20 protein-coding genes are annotated in these 21,915 nt (G+C 65.5%); 15 read left to right on the forward strand and 5 right to left on the reverse strand.

What is annotated here, in order from left to right; genetic code table 11:
- The first annotated feature begins 39 nt into the window (after window positions 1-39).
- The 12 genes from NG900_RS11435 (at window position 40) to NG900_RS11490 (ending at window position 12,094) form a co-directional block, all read left to right on the forward strand.
- Entirely contained in the window at window positions 40-1,008 is a 969-nt protein-coding gene (locus NG900_RS11435) for a LysR family transcriptional regulator (protein ID WP_252680898.1), read from the forward strand.
- 37 nt (window positions 1,009-1,045) lie between these two features.
- A complete protein-coding gene (locus NG900_RS11440) occupies window positions 1,046-1,537 on the forward strand; it encodes a CreA family protein (protein ID WP_252680241.1) in 492 nt (163 codons plus the stop codon).
- 159 nt (window positions 1,538-1,696) lie between these two features.
- Entirely contained in the window at window positions 1,697-1,873 is a 177-nt protein-coding gene (locus tag NG900_RS11445) for a hypothetical protein (RefSeq protein WP_252680243.1), read from the forward strand.
- Between the two features lie 371 nt (window positions 1,874-2,244).
- Window positions 2,245-2,772, forward strand: coding sequence for a (2Fe-2S)-binding protein (locus tag NG900_RS11450; protein WP_252680245.1), 528 nt, complete (start codon window positions 2,245-2,247; stop codon window positions 2,770-2,772).
- Window positions 2,773-2,791: 19 nt separating this feature from the next.
- On the forward strand, window positions 2,792-5,170 hold the full coding sequence (locus tag NG900_RS11455) for a xanthine dehydrogenase family protein molybdopterin-binding subunit (RefSeq protein ID WP_252680247.1): 2,379 nt from the start codon (window positions 2,792-2,794) through the stop codon (window positions 5,168-5,170).
- Window positions 5,171-5,185: 15 nt separating this feature from the next.
- The gene (locus tag NG900_RS11460; RefSeq protein WP_252680249.1) at window positions 5,186-5,992 is read left to right on the forward strand and encodes an FAD binding domain-containing protein; all 807 of its coding nucleotides are present in this window, start codon (window positions 5,186-5,188) and stop codon (window positions 5,990-5,992) included.
- 21 nt (window positions 5,993-6,013) lie between these two features.
- A complete protein-coding gene (locus tag NG900_RS11465; protein WP_252680251.1) occupies window positions 6,014-6,910 on the forward strand; it encodes an AAA family ATPase in 897 nt (298 codons plus the stop codon).
- A gap of 3 nt (window positions 6,911-6,913) precedes the next feature.
- Window positions 6,914-8,146 (forward strand): vWA domain-containing protein, encoded by a 1,233-nt coding sequence (locus NG900_RS11470; RefSeq protein ID WP_252680253.1) that lies wholly within the window; start codon window positions 6,914-6,916, stop codon window positions 8,144-8,146.
- Window positions 8,137-8,805: an SRPBCC family protein gene (locus NG900_RS11475; RefSeq protein WP_252680255.1), complete on the forward strand. Its 669-nt coding sequence runs from the start codon at window positions 8,137-8,139 to the stop codon at window positions 8,803-8,805. Before NG900_RS11470 ends, NG900_RS11475 begins: the two co-directional genes overlap by 10 nt.
- Window positions 8,806-8,860: 55 nt before the next feature.
- Window positions 8,861-9,892 carry an XdhC family protein gene (locus NG900_RS11480; protein WP_252680257.1) on the forward strand — a complete coding sequence of 344 codons (1,032 nt, stop codon included), beginning with the start codon at window positions 8,861-8,863 and terminating at the stop codon, window positions 9,890-9,892.
- Window positions 9,893-10,161: 269 nt separating this feature from the next.
- On the forward strand, window positions 10,162-11,265 hold the full coding sequence (locus tag NG900_RS11485; RefSeq protein WP_252680259.1) for an SDR family oxidoreductase: 1,104 nt from the start codon (window positions 10,162-10,164) through the stop codon (window positions 11,263-11,265).
- 106 nt (window positions 11,266-11,371) lie between these two features.
- Window positions 11,372-12,094 carry an MgtC/SapB family protein gene (locus NG900_RS11490; protein WP_252680261.1) on the forward strand — a complete coding sequence of 241 codons (723 nt, stop codon included), beginning with the start codon at window positions 11,372-11,374 and terminating at the stop codon, window positions 12,092-12,094.
- Window positions 12,095-12,201: 107 nt separating this feature from the next.
- On the opposite strand, the gene NG900_RS11495 is transcribed toward NG900_RS11490, so the two are convergent.
- The 3 genes from NG900_RS11495 to NG900_RS11505 all read right to left on the reverse strand — a co-directional run bounded on the left by NG900_RS11495 (window position 12,202) and on the right by NG900_RS11505 (window position 15,712).
- Window positions 12,202-12,729: a hypothetical protein gene (locus NG900_RS11495; RefSeq protein WP_252680263.1), complete on the reverse strand. Its 528-nt coding sequence runs from the start codon at window positions 12,727-12,729 to the stop codon at window positions 12,202-12,204.
- Window positions 12,730-12,789: 60 nt separating this feature from the next.
- On the reverse strand, window positions 12,790-14,331 hold the full coding sequence (locus NG900_RS11500; protein WP_252680265.1) for a methyl-accepting chemotaxis protein: 1,542 nt from the start codon (window positions 14,329-14,331) through the stop codon (window positions 12,790-12,792).
- Between the two features lie 148 nt (window positions 14,332-14,479).
- A complete protein-coding gene (locus NG900_RS11505; protein WP_252680267.1) occupies window positions 14,480-15,712 on the reverse strand; it encodes a DUF2252 domain-containing protein in 1,233 nt (410 codons plus the stop codon).
- Window positions 15,713-15,760: 48 nt separating this feature from the next.
- Between NG900_RS11505 and NG900_RS11510 the strand changes: the two genes are divergently transcribed.
- Both NG900_RS11510 and NG900_RS11515 read left to right on the forward strand, forming a co-directional pair.
- On the forward strand, window positions 15,761-17,620 hold the full coding sequence (locus NG900_RS11510) for a glycoside hydrolase family 15 protein (RefSeq protein WP_252680269.1): 1,860 nt from the start codon (window positions 15,761-15,763) through the stop codon (window positions 17,618-17,620).
- Window positions 17,621-17,662: 42 nt separating this feature from the next.
- The gene (locus NG900_RS11515; RefSeq protein WP_252680271.1) at window positions 17,663-17,920 is read left to right on the forward strand and encodes a DUF1289 domain-containing protein; all 258 of its coding nucleotides are present in this window, start codon (window positions 17,663-17,665) and stop codon (window positions 17,918-17,920) included.
- A gap of 48 nt (window positions 17,921-17,968) precedes the next feature.
- Here NG900_RS11515 and NG900_RS11520 read toward each other — a convergent pair whose 3' ends face one another.
- Entirely contained in the window at window positions 17,969-19,405 is a 1,437-nt protein-coding gene (locus NG900_RS11520; protein ID WP_252680274.1) for an aldehyde dehydrogenase family protein, read from the reverse strand.
- A gap of 152 nt (window positions 19,406-19,557) precedes the next feature.
- Here NG900_RS11520 and NG900_RS11525 point away from each other — a divergent pair, with 152 nt between their 5' ends.
- Window positions 19,558-20,091, forward strand: coding sequence for a hypothetical protein (locus tag NG900_RS11525; RefSeq protein WP_252680276.1), 534 nt, complete (start codon window positions 19,558-19,560; stop codon window positions 20,089-20,091).
- A 78-nt stretch (window positions 20,092-20,169) separates the two neighbouring features.
- On the opposite strand, the gene NG900_RS11530 is transcribed toward NG900_RS11525, so the two are convergent.
- Window positions 20,170-21,792 carry an ABC-F family ATPase gene (locus NG900_RS11530; RefSeq protein ID WP_252680277.1) on the reverse strand — a complete coding sequence of 541 codons (1,623 nt, stop codon included), beginning with the start codon at window positions 21,790-21,792 and terminating at the stop codon, window positions 20,170-20,172.
- Between the last annotated feature and the right edge of the window lie 123 nt (window positions 21,793-21,915).

Here is a 21,915-nt window from a genome sequence, read left to right on the forward strand (position 1 = left end):
CCGGCGGAAACCGCCCTCCAACAAATTCATTGTTCAATTATGCGAACGACGGACTGGAACGACTGGGACACCTTCTGCACCGTGGCCACACTCGGCAGCTTCACACGCGCGGCCGATCGCCTGGGGTTGCCCAAGTCGTCGGTCAGTACAGCGGTGTCGCGGCTGGAAGGCAAGATGGGCGTGCGCCTGTTCGAACGTAGCACGCGGCGTTTGCGCCTGACCGATGCCGGCGAAGCCCTGCTGCGCGATGCCGGACCCTTGTTCCAGCGGCTGCGCGAAGTCTCGGAAGACGCGGCTGCGACGTTTCAGTCACCCGCAGGCACGCTGCGCATTGCCATGCCGTACGAGTTTGCCGCCAGGCAGCTCGCCGAGGTGGTATTGGAAGTCATGCGCGAGCACACCGCCCTGCGCATCGAGGTGGACGTGGCCCCGCGCCAGATCGATCCCCTGGCCCAGGGCTACGACATCATGCTGACCGTGCCGCGCGGGCCCTTACCCGATTCGGGGCTGGTTGCCCAGCGCGTGTTCGACCTGCGGCGCGCCATGGTGGTCGCGCCGCAACTGCTGAAACGCCTTGGGCCGCTCACCCACCCCGACCAGCTCGTCGACTGGCCTTGCCTCGGTACCTCCAACGAAACCGAATGGCAGGTCCGCACACCCGGCGGCGAGACCATCAATCTCCCCCTCGATTTCCGCATGCGCACGTCCAACAGCGAATTGCGGATGCAAGCGGCCATTGCTGGCCTGGGCGTCGCCCGAATCACTTCCGTTTTTGCCACCGACCTGATCGCGTCCGGCGCGCTGCAAGAGGTGCTGACGGCGTTCCAGTCCCCGCCGATGCGCGTCTATGCCGTCTTTCCGGGCCGGCGCCTGATGCCGGCCAAGGTAAAAGTCTTTATGGACGCCCTGCACCGCCGCATCGAGCAATCCCGCGAGCAGCACGCCGACGTGCGTCCCACCTTCGTGGACGAAGCGGCGACGTCGTGGCCGCCCGAATCGCTGCTCTGATCCCAAGGCCTCTCTTCTTCTATACGTAGGCAAGACCATGCGCTCGTTTATCCGCTCCCTGACCCGCCTTCCCATCCTCGTTGCCGCGCTGGGGCTGTGCGCCACCGCGTGCTCGCGCGCCGAAGACATCGGCAGCGTCAGCACCAATTTCCGCATTACCGGCTCTGACAAGATCGTTGTCGAGGCGTTTGACGACCCGCTCGTGCAGGGCGTGACCTGTTATGTATCGCGCGCCCGCACCGGCGGCATCAAGGGCACGCTGGGCGTGGCCGAAGACGTGAGCGAGGCGGCGGTGGCCTGCCGCCAGGTGGACGACATCGCGTTCACCAAGCCGCTGCCGCAGCAGGACGACATGTTCACGCAGCGCCTGTCGCTCGTCTTCAAGACACTGCACGTGGTGCGCGTGGTAGACCGAAAGCGCAACGTGCTGGTCTATCTGGTGTATTCCGACAAGGTCATCTCGGGCAGCCCGAAGAACAGCGTGACGGCGGTGCCGGTGCCGGCCAGCCAGCCGATCCCCGTCAAATAGCGTCAGAAGCGGCGATTGCACCGCATTGGTGCCGCGCAAAGAAAGCGTGGCGGCCAAGCAACGCGAAGTGGTGCATACGTAAGCTTACGTATGGTGCATTGCAATATTTGGTCTATCATAGGGGTATTCCCTAACCGGGAAATCCCTAAGAGGCCAATCATGCAAAACACGAACGACCTGAAGCTGACCGACCAACTCGAGCGCGAACTGATCGAGCGCGAGATGTCCGAAGGTATCTACTACTATCGCCGCCCGAACGGCACCTCGTTCTCGTTCGCCCAGTTCTTCTCGGCAATCGCGAACCTGTTCAGCACGCAACGCACCGCCAAGGCCTGACCTGTTGTCAGCCGCCATTGTTGTTGATGGGCGTGTGCCCGAGCTAGCTGTAGCGTAGTCATCGCAATACCAGCAGTACCGTGCGCCGGCCGTGGGCGACCACGCAAGCCGCCACACCCGCCAGGTCATGACCGCCTGGTGCCAAATCGAGGGCCGGATTCCGGCCCTTTGTCATGTCTGCGGCACCTGCATTGCGTGCCGCAGCATCGTCCCTTCCCTGCCGCCTGCCCCTACCGCGCTGCGGTTGTCTTCTCCTTGGCCTGTGCTTTACTGAGTAGAGTCGCCACCACCGATACCCAGATTCCGCGCGCCTCTTCGTTGCAAGGAAGGCGCACAACGGAGCCCCGGCGACCATCCCCAAGGAGACTCCCATGGCGATCAGCCTCAAGCTGTCGGTCAACGGTGCACCTGTCACCGTCAGTGTCGAACCCCATACCCTGCTGGTCCAAATGCTGCGCGAGCAACTGCGGCTCACCGGCACCCACATCGGGTGCGATACGGCGCAATGCGGCGCCTGCACGGTGCATATGAACGGGCGCGCGGTGAAGTCGTGCAACATTCTGGCGGTGCAGGCCGATGGCGCCGAGGTGACCACCATCGAAGGGTTGTCCAAGGATGGTGCACTGCACCCGATGCAGGAGGCGTTTCGTGAATGCCATGGTCTGCAATGCGGCTTCTGCACACCGGGCATGGTGATGGCCGCCACGGCGCTGGTCGCACAGCGCCCACATCCGGACGAACATAGGGTGCGCGAGCAGCTCGACGGCAACCTGTGCCGCTGCACGGGGTATCACAACATCGTGCGCGCCGTGATGAAGGGCGCCGAAGCCATGGCGGAGGCTGAAGGCAACGATGCCTCCCTGCAAAGCCTGGCCGCCGCCCGCGCCCACGCTGCCTGATCCGAGCGAGGAGACCACCATGAACGCTCCCGCAGAACCCAACAACCACCTGATCGGCGCAGCCGTCAAGCGCAAGGAAGACTACCGCTTCCTCACCGGCGCCGGACAGTACACCGACGACGTCATCCAGGCGCACCAGTCGTATGCGGTGTTCCTGCGTTCGCCGTATGCGCATGCGCGCATCAAGCACATCAATGCGGATGCTGCACGCAAGCATCCGGGTGTGCTGGCCGTGCTCACAGGCGACGACCTGGCCGCCGACAAGGTGGGCGGCTTGCCGTGCGGCTGGCTGATCCACAGCATTGACGGCACGCCGATGAAGGAGCCGCCCCACCCCGTGCTCGCGCAAGGCAAGGTGCGCCACGTGGGCGACCAGGTGGCGCTGGTGGTGGCGGAATCGGTGAAGATCGCCAAGGACGCCGTCGAGATGATCGACGTGGAGTACGAAGAACTGCCTGCGGTGGTCGACACCGCTACGGCGGACACCGCCCGCTCCGCTGTCCACGACGAGGTGCCCGACAACATCTGCTACACCTGGGGCCACGGCGATAAGGCCGCTACCGATGCCGCCTTTGCCAAGGCTGCGCATGTCACGCAACTGCATATCGTCAACAACCGGCTGATCCCGAACGCCATCGAGCCGCGCGCCGTCAACGCCAGCTATTCACGCCAGGACGACAGCTACACGCTCTACGTCGCCAACCAGAACCCGCATGTGGAGCGCCTGCTGATGTCGGCCTTCGTGCTGGGCCTGACCGAAGCGAAGGTGCGTGTGATTGCGCCCGATGTGGGCGGCGGTTTCGGCTCGAAGATCTTCCTGTACCCGGAAGATGTGGCGCTCACGTGGGCATCGAAGAAGGTGGGCCGGCCGATCAAGTGGACGGCCGAGCGGTCCGAATCCTTCCTGACCGACGCGCATGGGCGTGACCACGTTACGCATGCCGAACTGGCCCTCGATGCGCAGGGCAACTTCCTCGCCATGCGCGTGCATACGACGGCCAACATGGGTGCGTATCTGTCGACGTTTGCCAGCAGCGTGCCGACCATCCTCTACGCGACGCTGCTTGCGGGCCAGTACAAGACGCCGGCCATTTACGCTGAGGTGAAGGCCGTGTTCACGAACACTGCGCCGGTCGATGCATACCGCGGCGCCGGGCGGCCCGAGGCAACGTACGTGGTCGAGCGCCTGGTTGAAACCGCCGCGCGCGAGTTGCAGATCGACCCCGCCGAACTGCGCCGCCGCAACTTCATCCGCACGTTCCCCTACGCCACGCCGGTCGGTCTGACCTACGACACGGGCGACTACGAGCCCTGCCTCGACCGCGCCATCGAACTGGCTGACGTGAAAGGCTTCGCCGCCCGCCGCGATGCCTCGCGCGCAAAGGGCCGACTGCGCGGCATGGGCTACTCCTGCTATATCGAGGCGTGCGGGCTGGCGCCGTCGAACATCGCCGGAGCGCTCGGCGCGCGTGCGGGGTTGTTCGAAGCGGGCGAGATCCGCGTGCACCCCACGGGCTCCGTCACCGTGTTCACCGGTTCACACAGCCACGGTCAAGGCCATGAGACGACGTTTGCGCAGGTGGTGGCCGATCGCCTGGGTGTGCCCATCGAGAACATCGAAGTCGTGCATGGCGATACGGGACGCATCCCCTTCGGCATGGGTACGTACGGCTCGCGTTCGATTGCCGTGGGCGGCTCGGCCATCATGAAAGCGCTCGACAAGATCGAAGCCAAGGCCAAGAAGATCGCCGCGCATCTGCTGGAAGCATCCGCCGAAGACATCGAGTTCAAGGACGGCGTCTTCCGCGTGGCCGGCACCGATCGCACCAAGACCTTCGGCGAAGTCGCGCTCACGGCCTATGTGCCGCACAACTACCCGCTCGACAAGCTCGAACCGGGCCTGGACGAAAACGCCTTCTACGACCCGACCAACTTCACCTATCCCGCAGGCGCGTACATCTGCGAGGTGGAAGTGGACCCCGATACCGGCGAGGTCCACATCGACCGCTTCGTTGCGGTGGACGATTTCGGCAACATCATCAACCCGATGATCGTCGAGGGGCAGGTGCATGGAGGCCTCGGCCAGGGTATCGGTCAGGCGCTGATGGAGGCCTGCGTGTACGACGAAAACGGCCAGCTGCTGACCGGCTCGTACATGGACTACGCCATGCCGCGCGCCGACAACCTGCCGAGCTTTACCGTCGAAACCGCCAAGGGCACACCGTGCACGCACAACCCGCTGGGCGTGAAGGGGTGCGGTGAGGCAGGTGCCATCGGCTCGCCGCCAGCGCTCATCAACGCCATCGTCGATGCGCTGACGCCGCTGGGCGTGAAGGACATCCAGATGCCCGCCACGCCGCATCGTGTCTGGCAGACCATCCAAGCGGCCAAGGCCTAGGCAGAGGAGCCCACCATGTACGACTTCGAGTACCAGAAAGCCACCGACGCCCAGACCGCCGTCACCGCGATGAAGACGCATGCCGACGCCAAGTACCTCGGCGGCGGCCAGAGCCTGCTGGCGGCGATGAAGCTGCGGCTGGCGCAACCGTCCACGCTGGTCGATGTCACGCGCATTCCCGGCATGTCGGGTATCCGCTCGCAGCCGGGCGTCATCACCGTAGGGGCCGCCACACGCCATGCGGATGTGGCCGAAAACGCGGACATTGTCCGTATGCTGCCCGCCCTGGCAGAACTGGCCGGCGGTATCGGCGACCGACAGGTGCGGGCCATGGGCACGCTCGGCGGGTCGCTGGCCAACAACGACCCGGCCGCGTGCTATCCGGCCGCTGTGCTGGGCCTGAACGCCACCGTCGTCACCGAGCGGCGCAACATCGCGGCGGACGACTTCTTCCTCGGCATGTACGAGACGGCGTTGGCTGCAGACGAGCTCATCACCGAGGTGCAGTTCCCCGTGCCGGATCAGGCGGCCTACGTGAAGTTCCGCAACCCGGCATCGCGCTTTGCGCTGGTGGGTGTGTTCGTCAGCCGCAAGGGCAACAACGTGCGCGTGGCGGTGACGGGCGCGGCGCCGTGCGTGTTCCGGTGTACGCCGCTGGAGCAGGCGCTGGCCGCCAATTTCACGTCGGAAGCTGCACGCAAGGTGGTGGTCTCGCCCGATGATCTGGTGGGCGATCTGCATGCCTCGCCGGAATATCGGGCGCACCTGATTCCGGTGCTCGCGGCACGCGCCGTGGAGCACGCCCTGGCGAAGCACCATTAAGCGTATCGGCCAAGGAACGGCATGCCGGTCGACTCCATCGACGACTGCATCGCGCAACTGCAGGGCCAGGGCTATTTCGCCAGCCGCGAGTTGGCCACGGCCCTGTTCCTCGCACTGCGCATGCAGCGGCCGCTGTTTCTGGAGGGTGAACCCGGTGTCGGCAAGACCGAGCTGGCGAAGGCGGCGGCGGGGCTGCTCGGCACATCGCTGCTGCGGCTGCAATGCTACGAAGGGCTCGACACCGCCAGCGCGCTGTACGAGTGGGATTACCCGCGCCAGATCATGGCCCTGCGCCTGGCGGAGGCGGCGGGCAACAAACCTAGCGCCGATACGCTCTACCGTGATGAATTCCTGCTCAAGCGCCCGTTGTTGCAGGCGCTGCTGCCAGACCCCAACCACCCCGACACACCCCGCGTCTTGCTGATCGACGAAATCGATCGAGCGGACGAGCCGTTCGAGGCGTTTCTGCTGGAGCTGCTGTCGGATTTTCAGGTGTCGATTCCTGAGTTTGGTACGGTGCGCGCGCAGGTGATTCCCCTGGTCATCATGACCTCCAATCGCACGCGCGAGGTGCATGACGCGCTCAAGCGGCGCTGCCTGTATCAGTGGATCGGCTACCCCGACAAGGCCCGCGAACTGCAGATCGTGGCGCAGCGCGCGCCCGAGACTGCCGCCCGCCTGCAACAGCGCGCGGTCGATTTCGTACATCGGCTGCGCGGCATCGACCTGTTCAAGGCACCCGGCATTGCCGAGGCCATCGACTGGTGCCGCGCACTGGCCGCGCTGAACGTGACAGAGCTCGACCCGCAATCCGTGCAAGACACGCTGGGCGTGCTGCTCAAATACCAGGACGACCTGGCCCGCGTGGATGCGCCGACCATCGAGCAATTACTTGCCGCGCCCGCGCTGCCGGAGTAAGGCGTGGAAGCGACCCTGCCGACGCAGTTACCAACCCTCGCCCGCAACGTGACGCACTTCGTGCGCCTGCTACGCAACGCCGGGATGCCGCTGGCGCCCTCGCGCGCGGTGGATGCCATCGAGGCCATGGCCTATGTCGACATCAGCCGCCGCGACGACGTGAAGGCCGCGCTGGCCGCCCTGCTCGTCTCCCACCCGGATGAGCGCACGCTGTTCGATGCCGCATTCAACGTGTTCTGGCGCGATCCGGACTGGGACGGCAAGCTGCGCGCCCTGCTGCTGCCCAAGGTGCGTGGTGGCATTCCGCCTGATCGTCGCCCTGGCAGCAACCGCCTGGCCGATGCGCTGCGTGCGCAGCCGCCTGCCAACCTGCCGCCGGGCCCCAAGCCCGATGGCGAGCGCCATGACATCGTTGCGCCGTTGGCGTTCTCGGCCAACGAGGCCCTGCGCACGCGCGATTTCGACACGCTCAACGCGGAGGAATGGCGCACGCTGCAACACATGATCCGCCGGCGGCGCGTGCATCTGGCGCAGGAGCGCACGCGCCGGTTGAAAGCGGCCTCGCGCGGGCGGCATCCGGACCTGCGCGCCACCGCCGCCCAAGCCGTGCGCGCCGGCGGCGAGTGGACCGGCTGGAAATACCGCCAACCCGTCGACCGCACGCCGCCGCTTGTGCTGCTGCTCGACATCTCCGGATCGATGAGCCGCTACTCGCGCGCGGTGCTCTATTACTGCCACGCGCTGGTGCAATCGCGCGAGCGCATCCAGGCCTTCCTGTTCGGCACGCGGCTGACGAACGTCTCGCGGCAACTGCGGGAGCGCGATCCGGACATCGCCGTGCAAGCCATCGCGCAGCTTGTGCCCGACTGGTCGGGCGGTACCCGCATCGGCGCGGCGCTGGCGGAATTCAACCGCCGCTGGGCGCGTCGTACGCTCTCCGGCCGCGCCACCGTGCTGCTCGTGACCGACGGGCTCGATCACGAACACATCGACATGCTCGACGCAGAAATGGCCCGGCTGGCGCGGTTCGCGCATCGCATCGTCTGGCTCAACCCACTGCTTCGCTTTGCTGGCTTTGAACCTCGGGCACGTGGCGTGCGAGCCATCCTGCCGCACGTCGATGCGATGGTGCCTGCTCACCACTTTGACAGCCTGGCTGCGCTGGAGCAGGAATTGGCGCATGCTCGCCGCACACGTACCCCCACCCCTGCACGCCCAACCGCACCATGGAACTGACCCAGACCCATCTCCTGCCTGTGCCCCTCCAGACCGCCTGGGATGCACTGAACGACCCTGCTGTGCTGCAGCGCTGCATTCCCGGTTGCGAAAGCCTGACCGCCACGGGCGATGGCAACCCACCGGTCTACGACATCGCCATGCTGGCCGCCGTCGGCCCCGTCAAGGCACGGTTCAAGGGGCGCATGGAGGTGGTCGATGTGATGCCACCACGCAGCTACACGCTGCATTTCGACGGCCAGGGCGGTGCCGCGGGCTTCGGCAAGGGCAGCGCGCAAGTCGAGCTTGCACCCGAGGGACCGACCGTCACGCGGCTGTCCTACACCGCCACGGCACAAGTGGGTGGCAAGCTTGCGCAGATCGGTTCACGGCTGATCGATGGTGCGGCGCGCAAACTGGCGGACGAGTTTTTCCAGCGTTTTGCGGCAGAATTTGGCTCCGCAGAGGCAGCCGCAGATGCCGCATCGCCCGTCGACGGCATGCGCGCAGAACAGGCGATCCCAGACCTGGCCGCCGGCGATGGGCAGGCCCATGGCGCACAACAGGGGCGCCCACCCAACATCAGTCCGGTCCTGCAGCCGCGCAATCCCTGGCCGTGGATCATCGTGGCGCTGGTGGCGGTGGTAGCCGCCTACCTCTTTTTGCACCACGGGGCATAATTGAACATCCCCCGCAACAGACACCTACAGCGCGCGAAAGCGCAGCAAACGCATCATGGACAGCGTCGATCTTGAAGTCTTGAAAACCAGCGCGCGCTGGCTCGAACAGGGGCGGCGTGTGCTGCTCGTCACGGTGGTCAAGACGTGGGGCTCGTCCCCTCGGCCCGAAGGCGCGATGCTCGCGCTGCGTGACGATGGCGTCGTCATCGGTTCGGTCTCGGGCGGCTGCATTGAAGACGACCTCATCGACCGCGTGCGCCGCGAGGGCCTGCACCACACCAAGCCAGAGGCCGTCAAATACGGCATCAGCGCCGAAGAGGCCCACCGCTTCGGCCTGCCCTGTGGCGGTACCCTGCAACTGGTGCTGGAACCGCTGAGCGCCGCCAGCGGCATCGATGCCCTGCTGCACGCCGTGGAGGCGGGGCAGCTTGTCGCCCGCACGCTCGACATGGCAACCGGAGCGACCACGTTGCAGCACGCCACCGCCACCGATGGGCTGCAGTTTGACGAGGCGCGCCTGGTAACCATCCACGGGCCGCGCTATCGGATGCTCGTGATCGGCGCGGGACAGCTCTCGCGCTACCTGTGCCAGATCGCCGTCGGCCTGGATTACCACGTCACCGTCTGCGACCCGCGCGAAGAGTACAGCGAAGAGTGGGATATCGCCGGCGTCACCATGGTCCGCACCATGCCCGACGATACGGTCACGGCCATGAAGCTGGACGAGCGCTGTGCCGTGATTGCCCTCACGCACGACCCGAAGCTCGATGACCTCGCGCTGATGGAGGCGCTCAAGACGCGCGCCTTTTACGTGGGTGCGCTCGGCAGCCGCCGCAACAACGCCAACCGCCGCGAACGCCTGAAGGAATTCGACCTGAGCGATGCCGAACTGGCGCGCCTGCACGGGCCGGTGGGCATCTATATTGGCAGCCGCACTCCGCCCGAAATCGCCATCTCGATCCTGGCCGAAGTGACGGCCGCCAAGAACGGCGTCTCCCTGCCGACGATCCTGCAGGTGGAAGGCGCCAAGGCCGCCCGTGAAATTGCCGCGAATGCCACGTCGAGCTGCGCAGTTCCTCAGGCTTGAGTCAACCCTCTGGTCGAATGGGATGATGAAAGGCGGCCGAAAGGTTACATTCTTATAAATCGCTGATTCTGCGCGGGTTTTCGGCCGCGGGTATCACGCGAACTATGCGTTTTGCGAGCTTGCCTCGCGTGCGCGCATCATCAGATGCCACCGCCTGCCCTCGCCCGCGAGGGCGGCCCGCGCGTGCCTAGCCGGTGCGGCAGCGGTAGTGTTGTTTGCAAGCGGGTCGGTCGCCCGCGTTGCCATCCAAGGAATTCGAGTTTTTTCGCATGAGTATTTTGTTGACCGGCGCCACCGGCTTCGTGGGCGGCGCCATTGCCGCCAATCTGGCAACCAAGGGTTTGCTGGCCGACACGCGCTTTGCCGTGCGCGGCAGCACGCCTGCTGAAGGGCTGGCGCGGCTGCGCAGCAATCTGCGCCGCTTCAAGTTTGCACAAGCCACGCTGGATGGCATCACGGAATCGCAGATCGTGCCGTTCGACCTGCGCGAGGGTGGTGCCGCCAAACTGGGCGATCCGGAACTCATCATCAACTGCGCGGCCCTGGCAACGTTCTCGAACCATCCGTCGCTGTGGGAAACCAACGTGGATGGCGTGCTGGCGCTGGGCGAGCTCGCGGCGCAGGGCCAGCGGCTCAAGCGCTTCGTGCAGATCGGCACGGCCATGTCGTGCGGCCAGCTGGCGGACCGCCACGTCAGCGAAAGCTGGGATGTGCCGCCCATCGGGCAGCACGCGGTGCCGTACACGTATTCCAAGGGGATGGCCGAGCGGAAGCTGCGCGAGGCTGTGCCCGAGCTGCCGCTGGTGGTGGTGCGGCCCTCTATCGTCGTTGGCCACAGCACGCTCGGCTGCGAGCCCTCGGGCAGCATCTTCTGGATGCTGCGCATGGTGGCAATGCTGGAAACCTTCAGCTGCCGCTTGTCCGACCGGGTCGACATCCTGCCGGTGGACGACTGCGCCGAGGCCATCGTGCAGCTGTCGACCAAGCCCACGCTGGCGTACGACCTGTATCACGTCAGCGCAGGGGACGCGAACTCCGAGCGCATCGAAACGCTGTACCCCCGCTTCAAGCGCTGCCAGACGCCCGAAGAAGACGCCCAGGCGCTGGCCGGCTACGTGTACCAGGAAAAAATCGCCGAGAAAGCCCTGGCCCGCAAATTCCTGAGCATGACGGGCGACGGTAACGTGCGACTGGTCGCGCGCTGCATCCACCTGTACGCCAAGTTCGCGAGCATGAGCTACGTGTTCGACAACACGCGGCTGGTGCAGGAAACCGGCTTCCAGCCGCGCTCGCTTCTCGCCTACCTCGACCGCTGCCTCGAGACGTCGGACGCCGTGCCGATTCCCGAGCAGATGCAGTGGGACTATAAGTAGCCGTCTGCCCTCTCCGGCCAGCACGGCGTGTCATGGCGCCGTGCTATAACCGTCGGCGCCTCATTTCGCACCTGAGCAAGACTCCGGTCACAACAAGGAGCCGCCGATGACGCTGCAAGCCCTCGTCCACCTCAATGTCGCCACGCTGGTGGATTCGTTCATCAGCCTTGCCTCGGCCTTTGCGCTCGGGTCGTTGATCGGTTTTGAACGGCAGATCAGGCAGCGTACCGCCGGCCTGCGCACCAACGCGCTGGTGGCGGTGGCCGCCTCCGCCTTCGTCGACATGGCCGCGCAGATCGGCACCGCATCGGACACGACTCGCGTGATCGCCTACGTGGTCTCCGGTGTCGGCTTCCTCGGGGCCGGCACGATCATGAAGGAAGGGCTGAACGTGCGCGGGCTGAACACCGCCGCCACGCTGTGGGGTTCGGCGGCCGTGGGGGCAGCGGCGGGGTCTGACCTGGTCGGGCAGGCCATCCTGATCACGCTGTTCGTACTGGCCTCGAACATCCTCCTGCGACCCGTGGTGGACCGCATCAACCGCACGCCGCTGGACAACCAGGCCAGCGAAGTCACCTACACGATGTGCGTGATCTCCACGAGCACGCGCCAGAAAGAAGCCTTGGCTGATCTGGAACGCATGCTGGAAGAGGCCAGCTACCCGATCAGCGATCTGTCGGTCGAGCCGTTTGGCGAAGACCACGTGGAAATCGAGGCCATGCTGATGTCGACTGCGGTGAACGCGGCCGAGCTGGACCGGATCGTCGCCTCGTTGCAGGCGCAGCCGCATATTGCTCAGGCGTTCTGGAACCCGAGCACAACGGAATAGGAGCCGCCAACAATACCGGCCTGGCGTCGTTGCGCCTCCTTGCCGTACTTCAGTACTGTCTGCGTCGGCACGCCTAGCCAGGACAGTTTTGTTAGCGGCGCTTAGGATCAAAGCTCCTGCGTGGCCGCCAGGGCGAAGATCTTCGCCCAGCGCTTCGCCTCCTGGCGATTGCGCATCGGGATCGGCCACTCTGCCTGCGCCTGATGCTTCAGGCGCAGCACCAGCGTCCAGGTGCCATCACGTTCCGCGGCTTCGGCGCCGGCAATGTCGGCAAAGAGAAAGCGGATATCTTGGCCATGCAGCTGCAGCGTCCCACGCTTTTGCTCGGCATCGACGGCAACCCGGCCCCACGCCCCGCTGACCGACACGATCCGCTGCCCCTTCACGTTGACGCCATGAACGGCGCGGTAACGCTGAACCAGGGTGACGACAATTGCCGTTAGCAGCGCCGCAGCCACCAGCACGGCAGCACTGCCCGCCACGGCGCCGTAAGCCGACGCGACCATCGCATACAACCGGACTGCGCCATAGACGAGCAGGCCAACCAGCGCAAACGCGGCAATGATGAACGGCATGGTGTGATTCCTTGATCCTTGAATAAGCCAGCCGGTTATATCAACCGAAACGGCGTTCAAGGCAAGTCATTGCCACACCTGCCCATCAACGCGACACATCGTATCGATGGTGGCGCGGTATCAGGTGAGGCGGAAGGCCGCAATCGCCGCGTTGAGCGCCTGTGCCTGCTCTTCCAGCGATTCGGCGGCCGCCGCGGCCTGCTCCACCAGGGCGGCGTTCTGCTGCGTGGCTTCGTCCATCAGGGTGACGGCCTTGTTGACCTGCTCGATGCCCGAGCTTTGTTCGTTCGATGCGGCGGCAATCTCGCCCATGATGTCGGTTACACGGCGAATGGACGACACGATGTCTTCCATCGTGCTGCCTGCGCGCTCGGCCAGCGCGCTGCCGGCCTCGACCTTGGAGAGCGACGCCTCGATCATCTCCTTGATTTCCTTGGCGGCGGCCGCGCTGCGCTGCGCGAGGTTGCGCACCTCGCCGGCAACGACGGCAAAGCCACGGCCCTGCTCGCCGGCACGCGCCGCTTCCACGGCCGCATTGAGGGCGAGGATGTTGGTCTGGAACGCAATGCCGTCGATCACGCCGATGATTTCCGACACCGTGCGCGAGGACGCGCTGATCTCGCGCATGGTCGCCACTACGTCGGTCACCACGGCGCCGCCCTGGGCTGCGACGTCGGATGCGCTGTCGGCCAGTTGGCTGGCCTGGCGGGCGTTGTCGGCATTCTGGCGCACGATGGAGGTCATCTCTTCCATGCTCGACGCCGTTTCTTCCAGCGAGCTGGCCTGTTCTTCCGTGCGTTGCGAAAGGTCGGCATTGCCCGCCGCGATCTGCTTGGTGGCGGCACCGATGGATTCGGAGCCGGTGCGCACGCGGCGCACGGTATCGGTCAGCGCAGTCTGCATGCGGGCAAGACCTTCGAGCAGACGGCCCATTTCGTCCTGGCGGTCCACACGCACGGGCTTGGTCAGATCACCAGCGGCGATGCGGTCGAACTGGGCCAGCGCGGCGTTCAGCGGCCCGACAATCGACCGCAGCAGCGACCACGCGCACCACAGCGCCACCACCAGCGCCACGAGGATGGCGGCCGTCACGATCACGCGAAAGCGCGCATAGGCTTCTTGCGAATCGTCGTAGTTGGCCTTGGAGAAACTAAGTTGCTTCTTGCTCAATGCTAGGCTCGTGTCGTTCGAATCGCGGAACGCCTTGGAGACCGTCTTTTCCATGATGCGGTCGGCGGCGGCGCGATCCCCCGCGCGCAGCGCCTTGATGATGTCGCGCAGGCTGCCGGTGGCGGCTTCGCGCTTGGCGGCCACCTCCTTGGAGAGGCGCTCTTCCTCCTCGGTGCGCGGCAGCGACAGGTATTTTTTCCAGGCCTCGTCGGAACGGGCGATCAGCTCTTCCGTGCGGTCGAGCAACTGCATCGCGCCCTTGTCTTCCGGATAGAGCATCGCCTTGTCGAGCGCAGTGCGGGCACGCGTGAGGCTCAGGTCGGATTCGCCCAGCGCCAGCGCTGACGGGAACTGGTTGGTGAAGGTTTCTTCGTGCGCGCGGTTGGCGCCACGCAGGCCAAGTAGGCCGGCCACGCCAATCAGCAGGGCCAGCAGGAACAGGATGGAAACCGAGAGCACCAGGCGGGTGCGGATGGTCAGGCGAGCGGACATGGGCGCAGCGAGAGTGTCGTGCACGGCTCTTCACGCAGGCGCGACCATCGCGCCGGGCGGCCGGCTACTCCGTGAGTAACGGCCCCTCCTGGGGAGAACTTAAGGGGCGCGTGCTTGCGGTGCCACTTACCGGCCCACCGCTCGACGATCAGCGCGCCTTCGTCCCCCGCGCCTGGCGGTAATCCTCGCCAAATTCGGCCCATTGCTGGAGCGAGACGTTGCGCCCGTGCGTTGCCAGCTTCAGCGCCGACTTGCGCCATGCCGTGCCGGCGGCGTAGTCCTGCACCGCCTCGACCAGGTCGGTGCCATGCCGGCCGCAGCCGCGCAGGTGGCACCAGGCGGCCACGCGCGCCATGGTCTGCAGAGCATCGTCCAGGTCGGCCACCACGTTCTTGCCCGAGCCGAGGGAGACGCGGTCGGCCGTCGGCTGCAGGCTTTTGACGACGTACGACTTGGGCTTTTCACCCTTGGCCCCGTACACCACACCCCGCAGCAGCGCCGGCGAGATGGCCTGCGAAAGGCGCTGGATGTCGACCACGCGCCCAGCCTCGCTATGCCAGGGCGCCACGCTGCACGCGCTGCCCAGCACACCGGCCCAGACAGTCGGAACGGCAAGCTTGATGTCGATCAGGCGCAATGTCGTCGGGTCGTTTTCGGGGCGTGCCAGCACGGTATAGCGTTCCAGGCCCAAGCTGCCGGTGCCGGCAATGCGCCGCGCCACATCGATGGCGATGAAGCGCTGGCCACGGCCACCGCCTTGCTCGCCATACGCTTGCAGGATGCGCCGTGCGCGGCGGGCCTCATCCTTGCTGGCACGCAAGGTGCGGCGGCCATCGATGCGCAGGGTGATCCGGTTGCCATCGCGCTCGGTGCGCTGGGCCAGGTAGGCGGCGCGGTTGCGTTTGCGCAGCGCGCGCAGCAGGTCGCGCACGATACCCGTGGCGGTGGCGCGCTCGACCCAGCGCGCCTTGCCGTCGACCAGTGCGGCAGCGTAGGTGTCGAGAAAGCGGCGACACAGGTTGTGGGCGTCCTCGTCGGCCAGCTTCCAACTGTGGGCGGCCACCTGGAGGCTCGACAGCACGCGCACGAGGTCGACAGTAAACGGCGCAGCCAGGGCCTCGTCAAAGTCGTTCATGTCGAAGTAGACGAGGCCGTTGTCGCCCTTGAAGCTGCCGAAGTTCTCGAGGTGCAGATCGCCACAGACCAGCGTGCGCGGTGCTTCGTGCAGCAGCGGCGCATCGGCCAGCGACGCTGCATACAGGTTGTTGGTGCCGCGAAAGAATGAAAACGGGTCGGCGGCGATGGCATCCAGCTTTCGGGTGAGTCTTTCCGGATCACGCCCGGCGTTGTATTCAAGCAGGATGCGGGTGCTGTCGTGCATGGGTCACGGCCTCGTCGATTGGCTTGCTTTGGAGCGGAGTGGAGCGCAATGCCCTCAAAAATCGAAGATTACGCGCTGATTGGCGATTGCGAAACCGCGGCGCTGGTCTCGCGCGATGGATCGATCGACTGGCTCTGCTGGCCCCGGTTCGATTCGGGCGCATGCTTTGCCGCCCTGCTCGGCACACCCGACCACGGCCGGTGGCGCATCGCTGCGCAAGGCGACGTGCGTGCCGTGCATCGCCGCTACCTGCCCGGCACGCTCGTGCTCGAAACCGTGTTCGAGACCGACGCCGGCAGTATCAGCGTGACCGACCTGATGGCCGTGCGCACGGCCGGCTCAGCCGTGGAACGCGACGACACCTCCCACCTCATCCGCATTGTGCGCGGGGTCTCCGGCACGGTACCGGTGAGGATGGACCTGACACTGCGCTTTGACTATGGCGCCTCCGTGCCGTGGGTGAGTCGCGTATCGGAGGCCACGGGGGCGGCTGCCGAGGGCCCCTGCGACATGCCCGAGTGCGTGCTGCGCGCCATCGCCGGGCCCGACATGGTGACGCTGCGCACGCCGGCACCGATCCGCGGCGAGAATCTCTCCACCGTGGCGGACTTCACCATCGGAGAAGGCGAAGCGATGCCCTTTGTGCTGACGCATTCGCCGTCGCACCTGCCATTGCCGGATTCGCTCGATGCGTTGGAGGCACAGGTCGACGTGGAAACACGCTGGCGGGCATGGTCTGACCGCTGCAAGGGCGCGGGTGAATGGACGGAAGCCGTCGATCGCTCGCTCATCACGCTCAAGGCGCTGACATACCACCGCACCGGCGGCGTGGTGGCCGCGCCCACGACATCGCTGCCCGAACAGCTCGGCGGCGTGCGCAACTGGGACTACCGCTACTGCTGGCTGCGCGATGCCACCCTCACGCTGCTCGCGCTCATGAATGCGGGCTACTACAACGAGGCCCGCACCTGGCGCGAATGGCTGGAGCGCGCCATCGCCGGCAGCCCGGCGCAGGTGCAGATCATGTACGGCATTGCCGGCGAGCGCCGCCTGGGCGAGTGGACCGTCCCCTGGCTGCCCGGCTATGAAGGCGCGCAACCCGTACGCGTGGGCAACGCGGCGGCATTGCAGCTCCAGCTCGACGTGTACGGCGAATTGATGGACGCCCTCTACATCGCTCGCAAGGGCGGTCTCGATGGTGACGAGGCCTCGTGGCGCCTGCAGGTCGCGCTGATGACGCATCTGGAGAGCATCTGGCAGACGCCCGACGAAGGCATCTGGGAGGTACGCGGCCCGTCTCGGCATTTCACGCACTCCAAGGTCATGGCGTGGGTCGCTTTCGATCGCGCCGTCAAGACCATCGAACAGTTCAACGTAGACGGCCCGGCCGAGCGCTGGCGTGCCGTGCGCGACCGCATCCATGCCGAGGTCTGCGCCCACGGTGTCAATGCAAAGCGCGGCTGCTTCGTGCAAAGCTACGGCAGCACGGAATTGGACGCCGCGCTGCTCATGCTGCCGCTGGTCGGCTTTCTACCTGCCTCCGACTCGCGCATCCAAGGCACCGTCAAGGCCATCGAGGAAGACCTGCTCGTCGATGGGCTCGTGCGCCGCTACCGCACCGAGGCCGTGACCGATGGTCTGCCCGAAGGCGAAGGCGTGTTCCTGGCCTGCAGCTTCTGGTATGTCGACAACCTCGTCATGCAGGGCCGACATGACGAGGCGCGCGCGCTCTTCACCAAGCTGCTGGCGCTGCGCAACGACGTGGGACTGCTGGCCGAAGAATACGACCCGCGCGTGCACCGGCTGGTCGGCAACTTCCCGCAGGCGTTTTCGCATATCGCCCTGGTGAATTCGGCGCTGGCGTTGTCCGCATCGGCCGATCATGTCAGCCAGCGCACCGGCACCTGAGCCTCGGGTGGGCACCATGCCGATACCGGTAAAATAGCGGCCATGACCGAATCGACCGCTTTCCGCCCTCAGCCCGACGACGCCAGTGCTTCCGGCAGCACCTTGCTTGGCCGCCCCGACAGCCCGTGCATCGGCATCTGCTCGACCCTGTTCGACGAGGTCTGCCAGGGCTGCGGGCGCACGCAGCTCGAAGTCAGCAATTGGGTCTTCATGTCCGACGAAGAACGCAACGCGGTCTGGACGCGCATCCTGGCCGAGGGCACCGCACAGGGCTACAATCCCGACGGCAGTCGCAAGTAAGAAAAAAAACCCGGCCGAAGCCGGGTTTTTGTTTGGGCGACCGATCGATCAGGCCGTCTGCGCCGGTTTGAGCTGCAGCGCCTTGTACTCCAGGAACTCCTCCAGCCCGTACTTGCCGTTCTCGCGGCCGTTGCCCGACTGCTTGTAGCCGCCGAACGGCGCCTGCATGTTGAACGGCCCGCCGTTGATGTCGACCTGCCCGGTGCGGATGCGCCGCGCCACGCGGATCGCCCGCGCCTCGTCGCCTGACCACACGCCGCCGCCCAGGCCGTAGATGCTGTCGTTGGCGATGCGCACGGCTTCGTCCTCGTCGTCGTAGCAGATGACGGTGAGCACGGGGCCGAAGATTTCTTCGCGCGCCACCGTGTCGGAGGTCTTGACGTTGCCAAGCACCGTCGGCTTGACGAAGAAGCCGGTGGACAGGCCTTCCGGCGTGTCAGCACCACCGGTGATGAGCTCCGCGCCCTCTTCCAGGCCACGGCGGATATAGCCGAGCACGCGGTCACGCTGCACGGCAGAGATCAGCGGACCGAGGCGTGTGGTTTCCTGTGCAGGATCGCCCGGCACGTAGGCTGCTGCGAATTGCGCGGCGAGTGCCTTCACCTCTTCGTACTTGGCGCGCGGCACCAGCATGCGGGTGTGCGCCGAGCAGGTCTGCCCCGAGTTGAGGAAACACGCCGACAGCGTGCCCTTGACCGCCGCCGACAGATCGGCGTCATCCAGGATTACCGATGCCGACTTGCCGCCCAGCTCCAGCGCCACGCGTTTGACGGTCTGCGAAGCCAGTTCGGCCACGCGCTTGCCCGCGCGCGTCGAGCCCGTGAACGACACCATATCGACCTCGGGATGGCTCGCCAGCACCTCGCCCACCACCGGGCCGTAGCCGGTGACGAGGTTGAACACGCCCGGCGGCAGGCCGGCTTCTTCAATGACTTCCGCCAGCACGAAAGCGTTGAGCGGCGCCACTTCCGACGGCTTGAGCACCACCGTGCAACCGGCAGCCAACGCGGGCGCAACCTTCAGCGTGATCTGGTTGAGCGGGTAGTTCCACGGCGTGATGGCGCCCACCACGCCCACCGGCTCGCGCACCACCAGCGAGTTGGCGACCTGCTCTTCAAACTCGAACTTGGCCGTCAGCTTGGCGAAGTTGCCCCAGTTGAACACCGGACCACCCACCTGGATGGCGCGCGCCAGCTTGATCGGCATGCCGACTTCACCGGCAATCAACTGGGCCAGTTCTTCGCTGCGGGCCTTGAGGCCATCGGCGATCTTCTGAATGTATTCGGCGCGCTTGGCCACGGGTGTGGCTGCCCAACCGTCAAACGCCGCGCGAGCCGCTGCCACAGCGGCTTCCGCGTCGGCGGCGCTGCCTTCCGGGATGGTGCCCATCACCGCTTCGGTGGCCGAATGAATCACTTCAATCACGCCCTTGCCCTGCGGCGTGACCCACTTGCCGTTGATGAAAAGCTTGTCGCGTTGCTGCATCGTTGCTCGTCTCGCTCTGGTGGATGCGCGATTTGCGCGTTGTGCTATCCGGGTTGTGACTAGGATTGCCGTCGCTACCCGGGCGGTTATGATCATCCTATTGTAGAGGCAGGAGAGCGCGCACTGCAGACGCGCCGGCAGAGGGAGAGAGCATGACCAGCACCATCTATCAGAAGACCGAAAAGGGACACGACGAAATCCGCACGCGCGCGAACCACCTCGACCAGCGGCACCGCGCGGTGCTTCTGATGATCAACGGCGAGAAGACCTGCGGCGACATCCTGCTTCAGCTCAACCCGCTGGGCATGACGCTGGCGGTCTTCAACGAGCTCGAAGACGGAGGCTACATCCGGGCGCACGAGCCCGGCGCAGCCGCTGTGAAGAGCGTTCCGGCCAGCGCGTCAGCACCGCCACCGGCGGCAACGGCAGTAACCACAACGGGCTCCAACGAACACAGGGCCGAAGGCTATCAGCGCCTCTACCGCTTCTATACCGAAACCATCAGCCGCTATCTGGGCCTGCGCGGCTACCTGCTCGAGATGAAGGTGGAGAAAGCCGGCAACGTGCAGGAGCTCGTCGCCCTGCGCGAGGCGCTCAAGACCGCGCTCGCCAAGATACGCGGCGAGCCCGATACCAGCAACGTGATCGCCCAGCTCGATCTGCTCATCGACGAAGCCACCAGCTAAGCCCGAACGCGCGGGCAACAAAAAAGGCGGCTGATCAGGCCGCCTTTTTGTTGAGTCCGCGCTGCGTAGGCGTGGCGCTCAGACTTCCACGCCCTGGCTCTGCAGGTACTCGTCGTATGTGCCGAGGTAGTCGGTGAGCGTGCCGTTCGGGCGCACTTCGATGATGCGCGTGGCCAGGCCGCTGACGAACTCACGGTCATGCGACACGAAGATCAGCGTGCCCTCGAACTTGTCGAGCGCGATCTGCAGCGACTCGATCGACTCCATGTCCATGTGGTTGGTCGGTTCGTCCAGCGCCAGCACGTTGTGGCGGCCCAGCATCAGCTTGCCCCAGATCATGCGGCCCTTCTCGCCACCGGAGAGCACCTTGACGTTCTTCTTGATGTCGTCCGCCGAGAACAGCAGGCGGCCCATCGTGCCGCGCAGCGATTGGTCGTCATCACCGGCCTGCGTCCACTGGCTCATCCAGTCCATCAGGTCGCGGTCTTCGGGGAATTCTTCGTAGGTGTCCTGCGGCATGTAGCCGACGTTGGCGTGCTCGGCCCACTTGACGGTGCCACCGTCGATCTCGATGCCGCGCTGCACGCCGGTCTTGACAGCACCATTGAGCAGGCAGCGCAGCAGCGTGGTCTTGCCCGCGCCGTTCTCACCAATGATGGCGATGCGCTCACCCGCGCGCACGGCCATGGTCAGGTTGTCGAAAATCTTGCGGTCGTAGGTCTTGCGCGCGTTCTCAGTTTCGACGGCCAGGTTGTGCAGCTTCTTCTCGAACTCGAAGCGGATGAACGGGTTCTGGCGCGACGACGGCTTGATGTCTTCCACCTTGATCTTGTCGATCATCTTCAGGCGCGACGTGGCCTGACGTGCCTTGGACTTGTTGGCCGAGAAGCGGCGCACGAAGTCCTGCAGGTCGGAGATACGTTCCTTCGCGCGCGCATTGGCAGCCTGCAGGCGTTCGCGGGCCTGCATGGAGGCTTCCATGTAGTCGTCGTAGTTGCCCGGGTAGACCTTGAGCGTGCCGTAGTCCATGTCCGCCATGTGCGTGCAGACCTGGTTCAGGAAGTGGCGATCGTGGGAGATGATGACCATGGTGGAATTGCGCTCGTTGAGCACCGATTCCAGCCAGCGGATCGTGTTGATGTCGAGGTTGTTGGTCGGTTCGTCCAGCAACAGCACGTCGGGGTTGGAGAACAGCGCCTGTGCCAGCAGCACGCGCAGCTTCCAGCCGGGGGCGACGTTGCTCATCGTGCCGTTGTGCTGGTCGGTCGGGATGCCGACGCCCAGCAGCAGTTCACCCGCGCGGGCTTCCGCCGTGTAGCCGTCGTATTCGGCGTACTTGGCCTCCAGGTCGGCGGCCTTCATGTAGTCGTCGTCGGTGGCTTCCGGGTTGGCGTAGATGGCGTCGCGCTCTTGCGCGGCGGCCCACATTTCGGTGTGGCCCATCATCACCACGTCCAGCACGCGCATGTCTTCGTAGGCGAACTGGTCCTGGCGCAGCTTGCCCAGGCGCACGCCTGGTTCCAGCATCACATTGCCCGAGCTCGGCTCCAGATCGCCGCCCAGGATCTTCATGAAGGTCGACTTGCCGCAGCCATTGGCGCCGATCAGGCCATAGCGATTGCCCTCGCCAAACTTGACCGAGATGTTCTCGAACAAGGGCTTGGGCCCGAACTGCATGGTGATGTTGGCGGTGGAAAGCACGTGGAAACCTTGATTTGAAAAGCGGTGATCTGGCGCGGCAAGCACTTGGCCGTTCGCCATTTGGGGAACCTGGGATTTTACCACCCGGGCGTGACCTGGATGGGCCGGTGGCGACGTTCGCGA

The sequence above is a fragment of the Ralstonia soli genome, assembly GCF_023955655.1.
In the GTDB taxonomy this organism is placed as follows: Bacteria; Pseudomonadota; Gammaproteobacteria; order Burkholderiales; family Burkholderiaceae; genus Ralstonia; species Ralstonia soli.

Excerpts from the sequence above, each read along its gene's own strand:
- NG900_RS11435 (WP_252680898.1), top strand. The coding sequence starts at position 40 with ATGCGAACGACGGACTGGAACGACTGGGACACCTTCTGCACCGTGGCC.
- NG900_RS11440 (WP_252680241.1), top strand. The coding sequence starts at position 1,046 with ATGCGCTCGTTTATCCGCTCCCTGACCCGCCTTCCCATCCTCGTTGCC.
- NG900_RS11445 (WP_252680243.1), top strand. The coding sequence starts at position 1,697 with ATGCAAAACACGAACGACCTGAAGCTGACCGACCAACTCGAGCGCGAA.
- NG900_RS11450 (WP_252680245.1), top strand. The coding sequence starts at position 2,245 with ATGGCGATCAGCCTCAAGCTGTCGGTCAACGGTGCACCTGTCACCGTC.
- NG900_RS11455 (WP_252680247.1), top strand. The coding sequence starts at position 2,792 with ATGAACGCTCCCGCAGAACCCAACAACCACCTGATCGGCGCAGCCGTC.
- NG900_RS11460 (WP_252680249.1), top strand. The coding sequence starts at position 5,186 with ATGTACGACTTCGAGTACCAGAAAGCCACCGACGCCCAGACCGCCGTC.
- NG900_RS11465 (WP_252680251.1), top strand. The coding sequence starts at position 6,014 with ATGCCGGTCGACTCCATCGACGACTGCATCGCGCAACTGCAGGGCCAG.
- NG900_RS11475 (WP_252680255.1), top strand. The coding sequence starts at position 8,137 with ATGGAACTGACCCAGACCCATCTCCTGCCTGTGCCCCTCCAGACCGCC.
- NG900_RS11480 (WP_252680257.1), top strand. The coding sequence starts at position 8,861 with ATGGACAGCGTCGATCTTGAAGTCTTGAAAACCAGCGCGCGCTGGCTC.
- NG900_RS11485 (WP_252680259.1), top strand. The coding sequence starts at position 10,162 with ATGAGTATTTTGTTGACCGGCGCCACCGGCTTCGTGGGCGGCGCCATT.
- NG900_RS11490 (WP_252680261.1), top strand. The coding sequence starts at position 11,372 with ATGACGCTGCAAGCCCTCGTCCACCTCAATGTCGCCACGCTGGTGGAT.
- NG900_RS11500 (WP_252680265.1), bottom strand. The coding sequence starts at position 14,331 with ATGTCCGCTCGCCTGACCATCCGCACCCGCCTGGTGCTCTCGGTTTCC.
- NG900_RS11505 (WP_252680267.1), bottom strand. The coding sequence starts at position 15,712 with ATGCACGACAGCACCCGCATCCTGCTTGAATACAACGCCGGGCGTGAT.
- NG900_RS11510 (WP_252680269.1), top strand. The coding sequence starts at position 15,761 with ATGCCCTCAAAAATCGAAGATTACGCGCTGATTGGCGATTGCGAAACC.
- NG900_RS11515 (WP_252680271.1), top strand. The coding sequence starts at position 17,663 with ATGACCGAATCGACCGCTTTCCGCCCTCAGCCCGACGACGCCAGTGCT.
- NG900_RS11520 (WP_252680274.1), bottom strand. The coding sequence starts at position 19,405 with ATGCAGCAACGCGACAAGCTTTTCATCAACGGCAAGTGGGTCACGCCG.
- NG900_RS11525 (WP_252680276.1), top strand. The coding sequence starts at position 19,558 with ATGACCAGCACCATCTATCAGAAGACCGAAAAGGGACACGACGAAATC.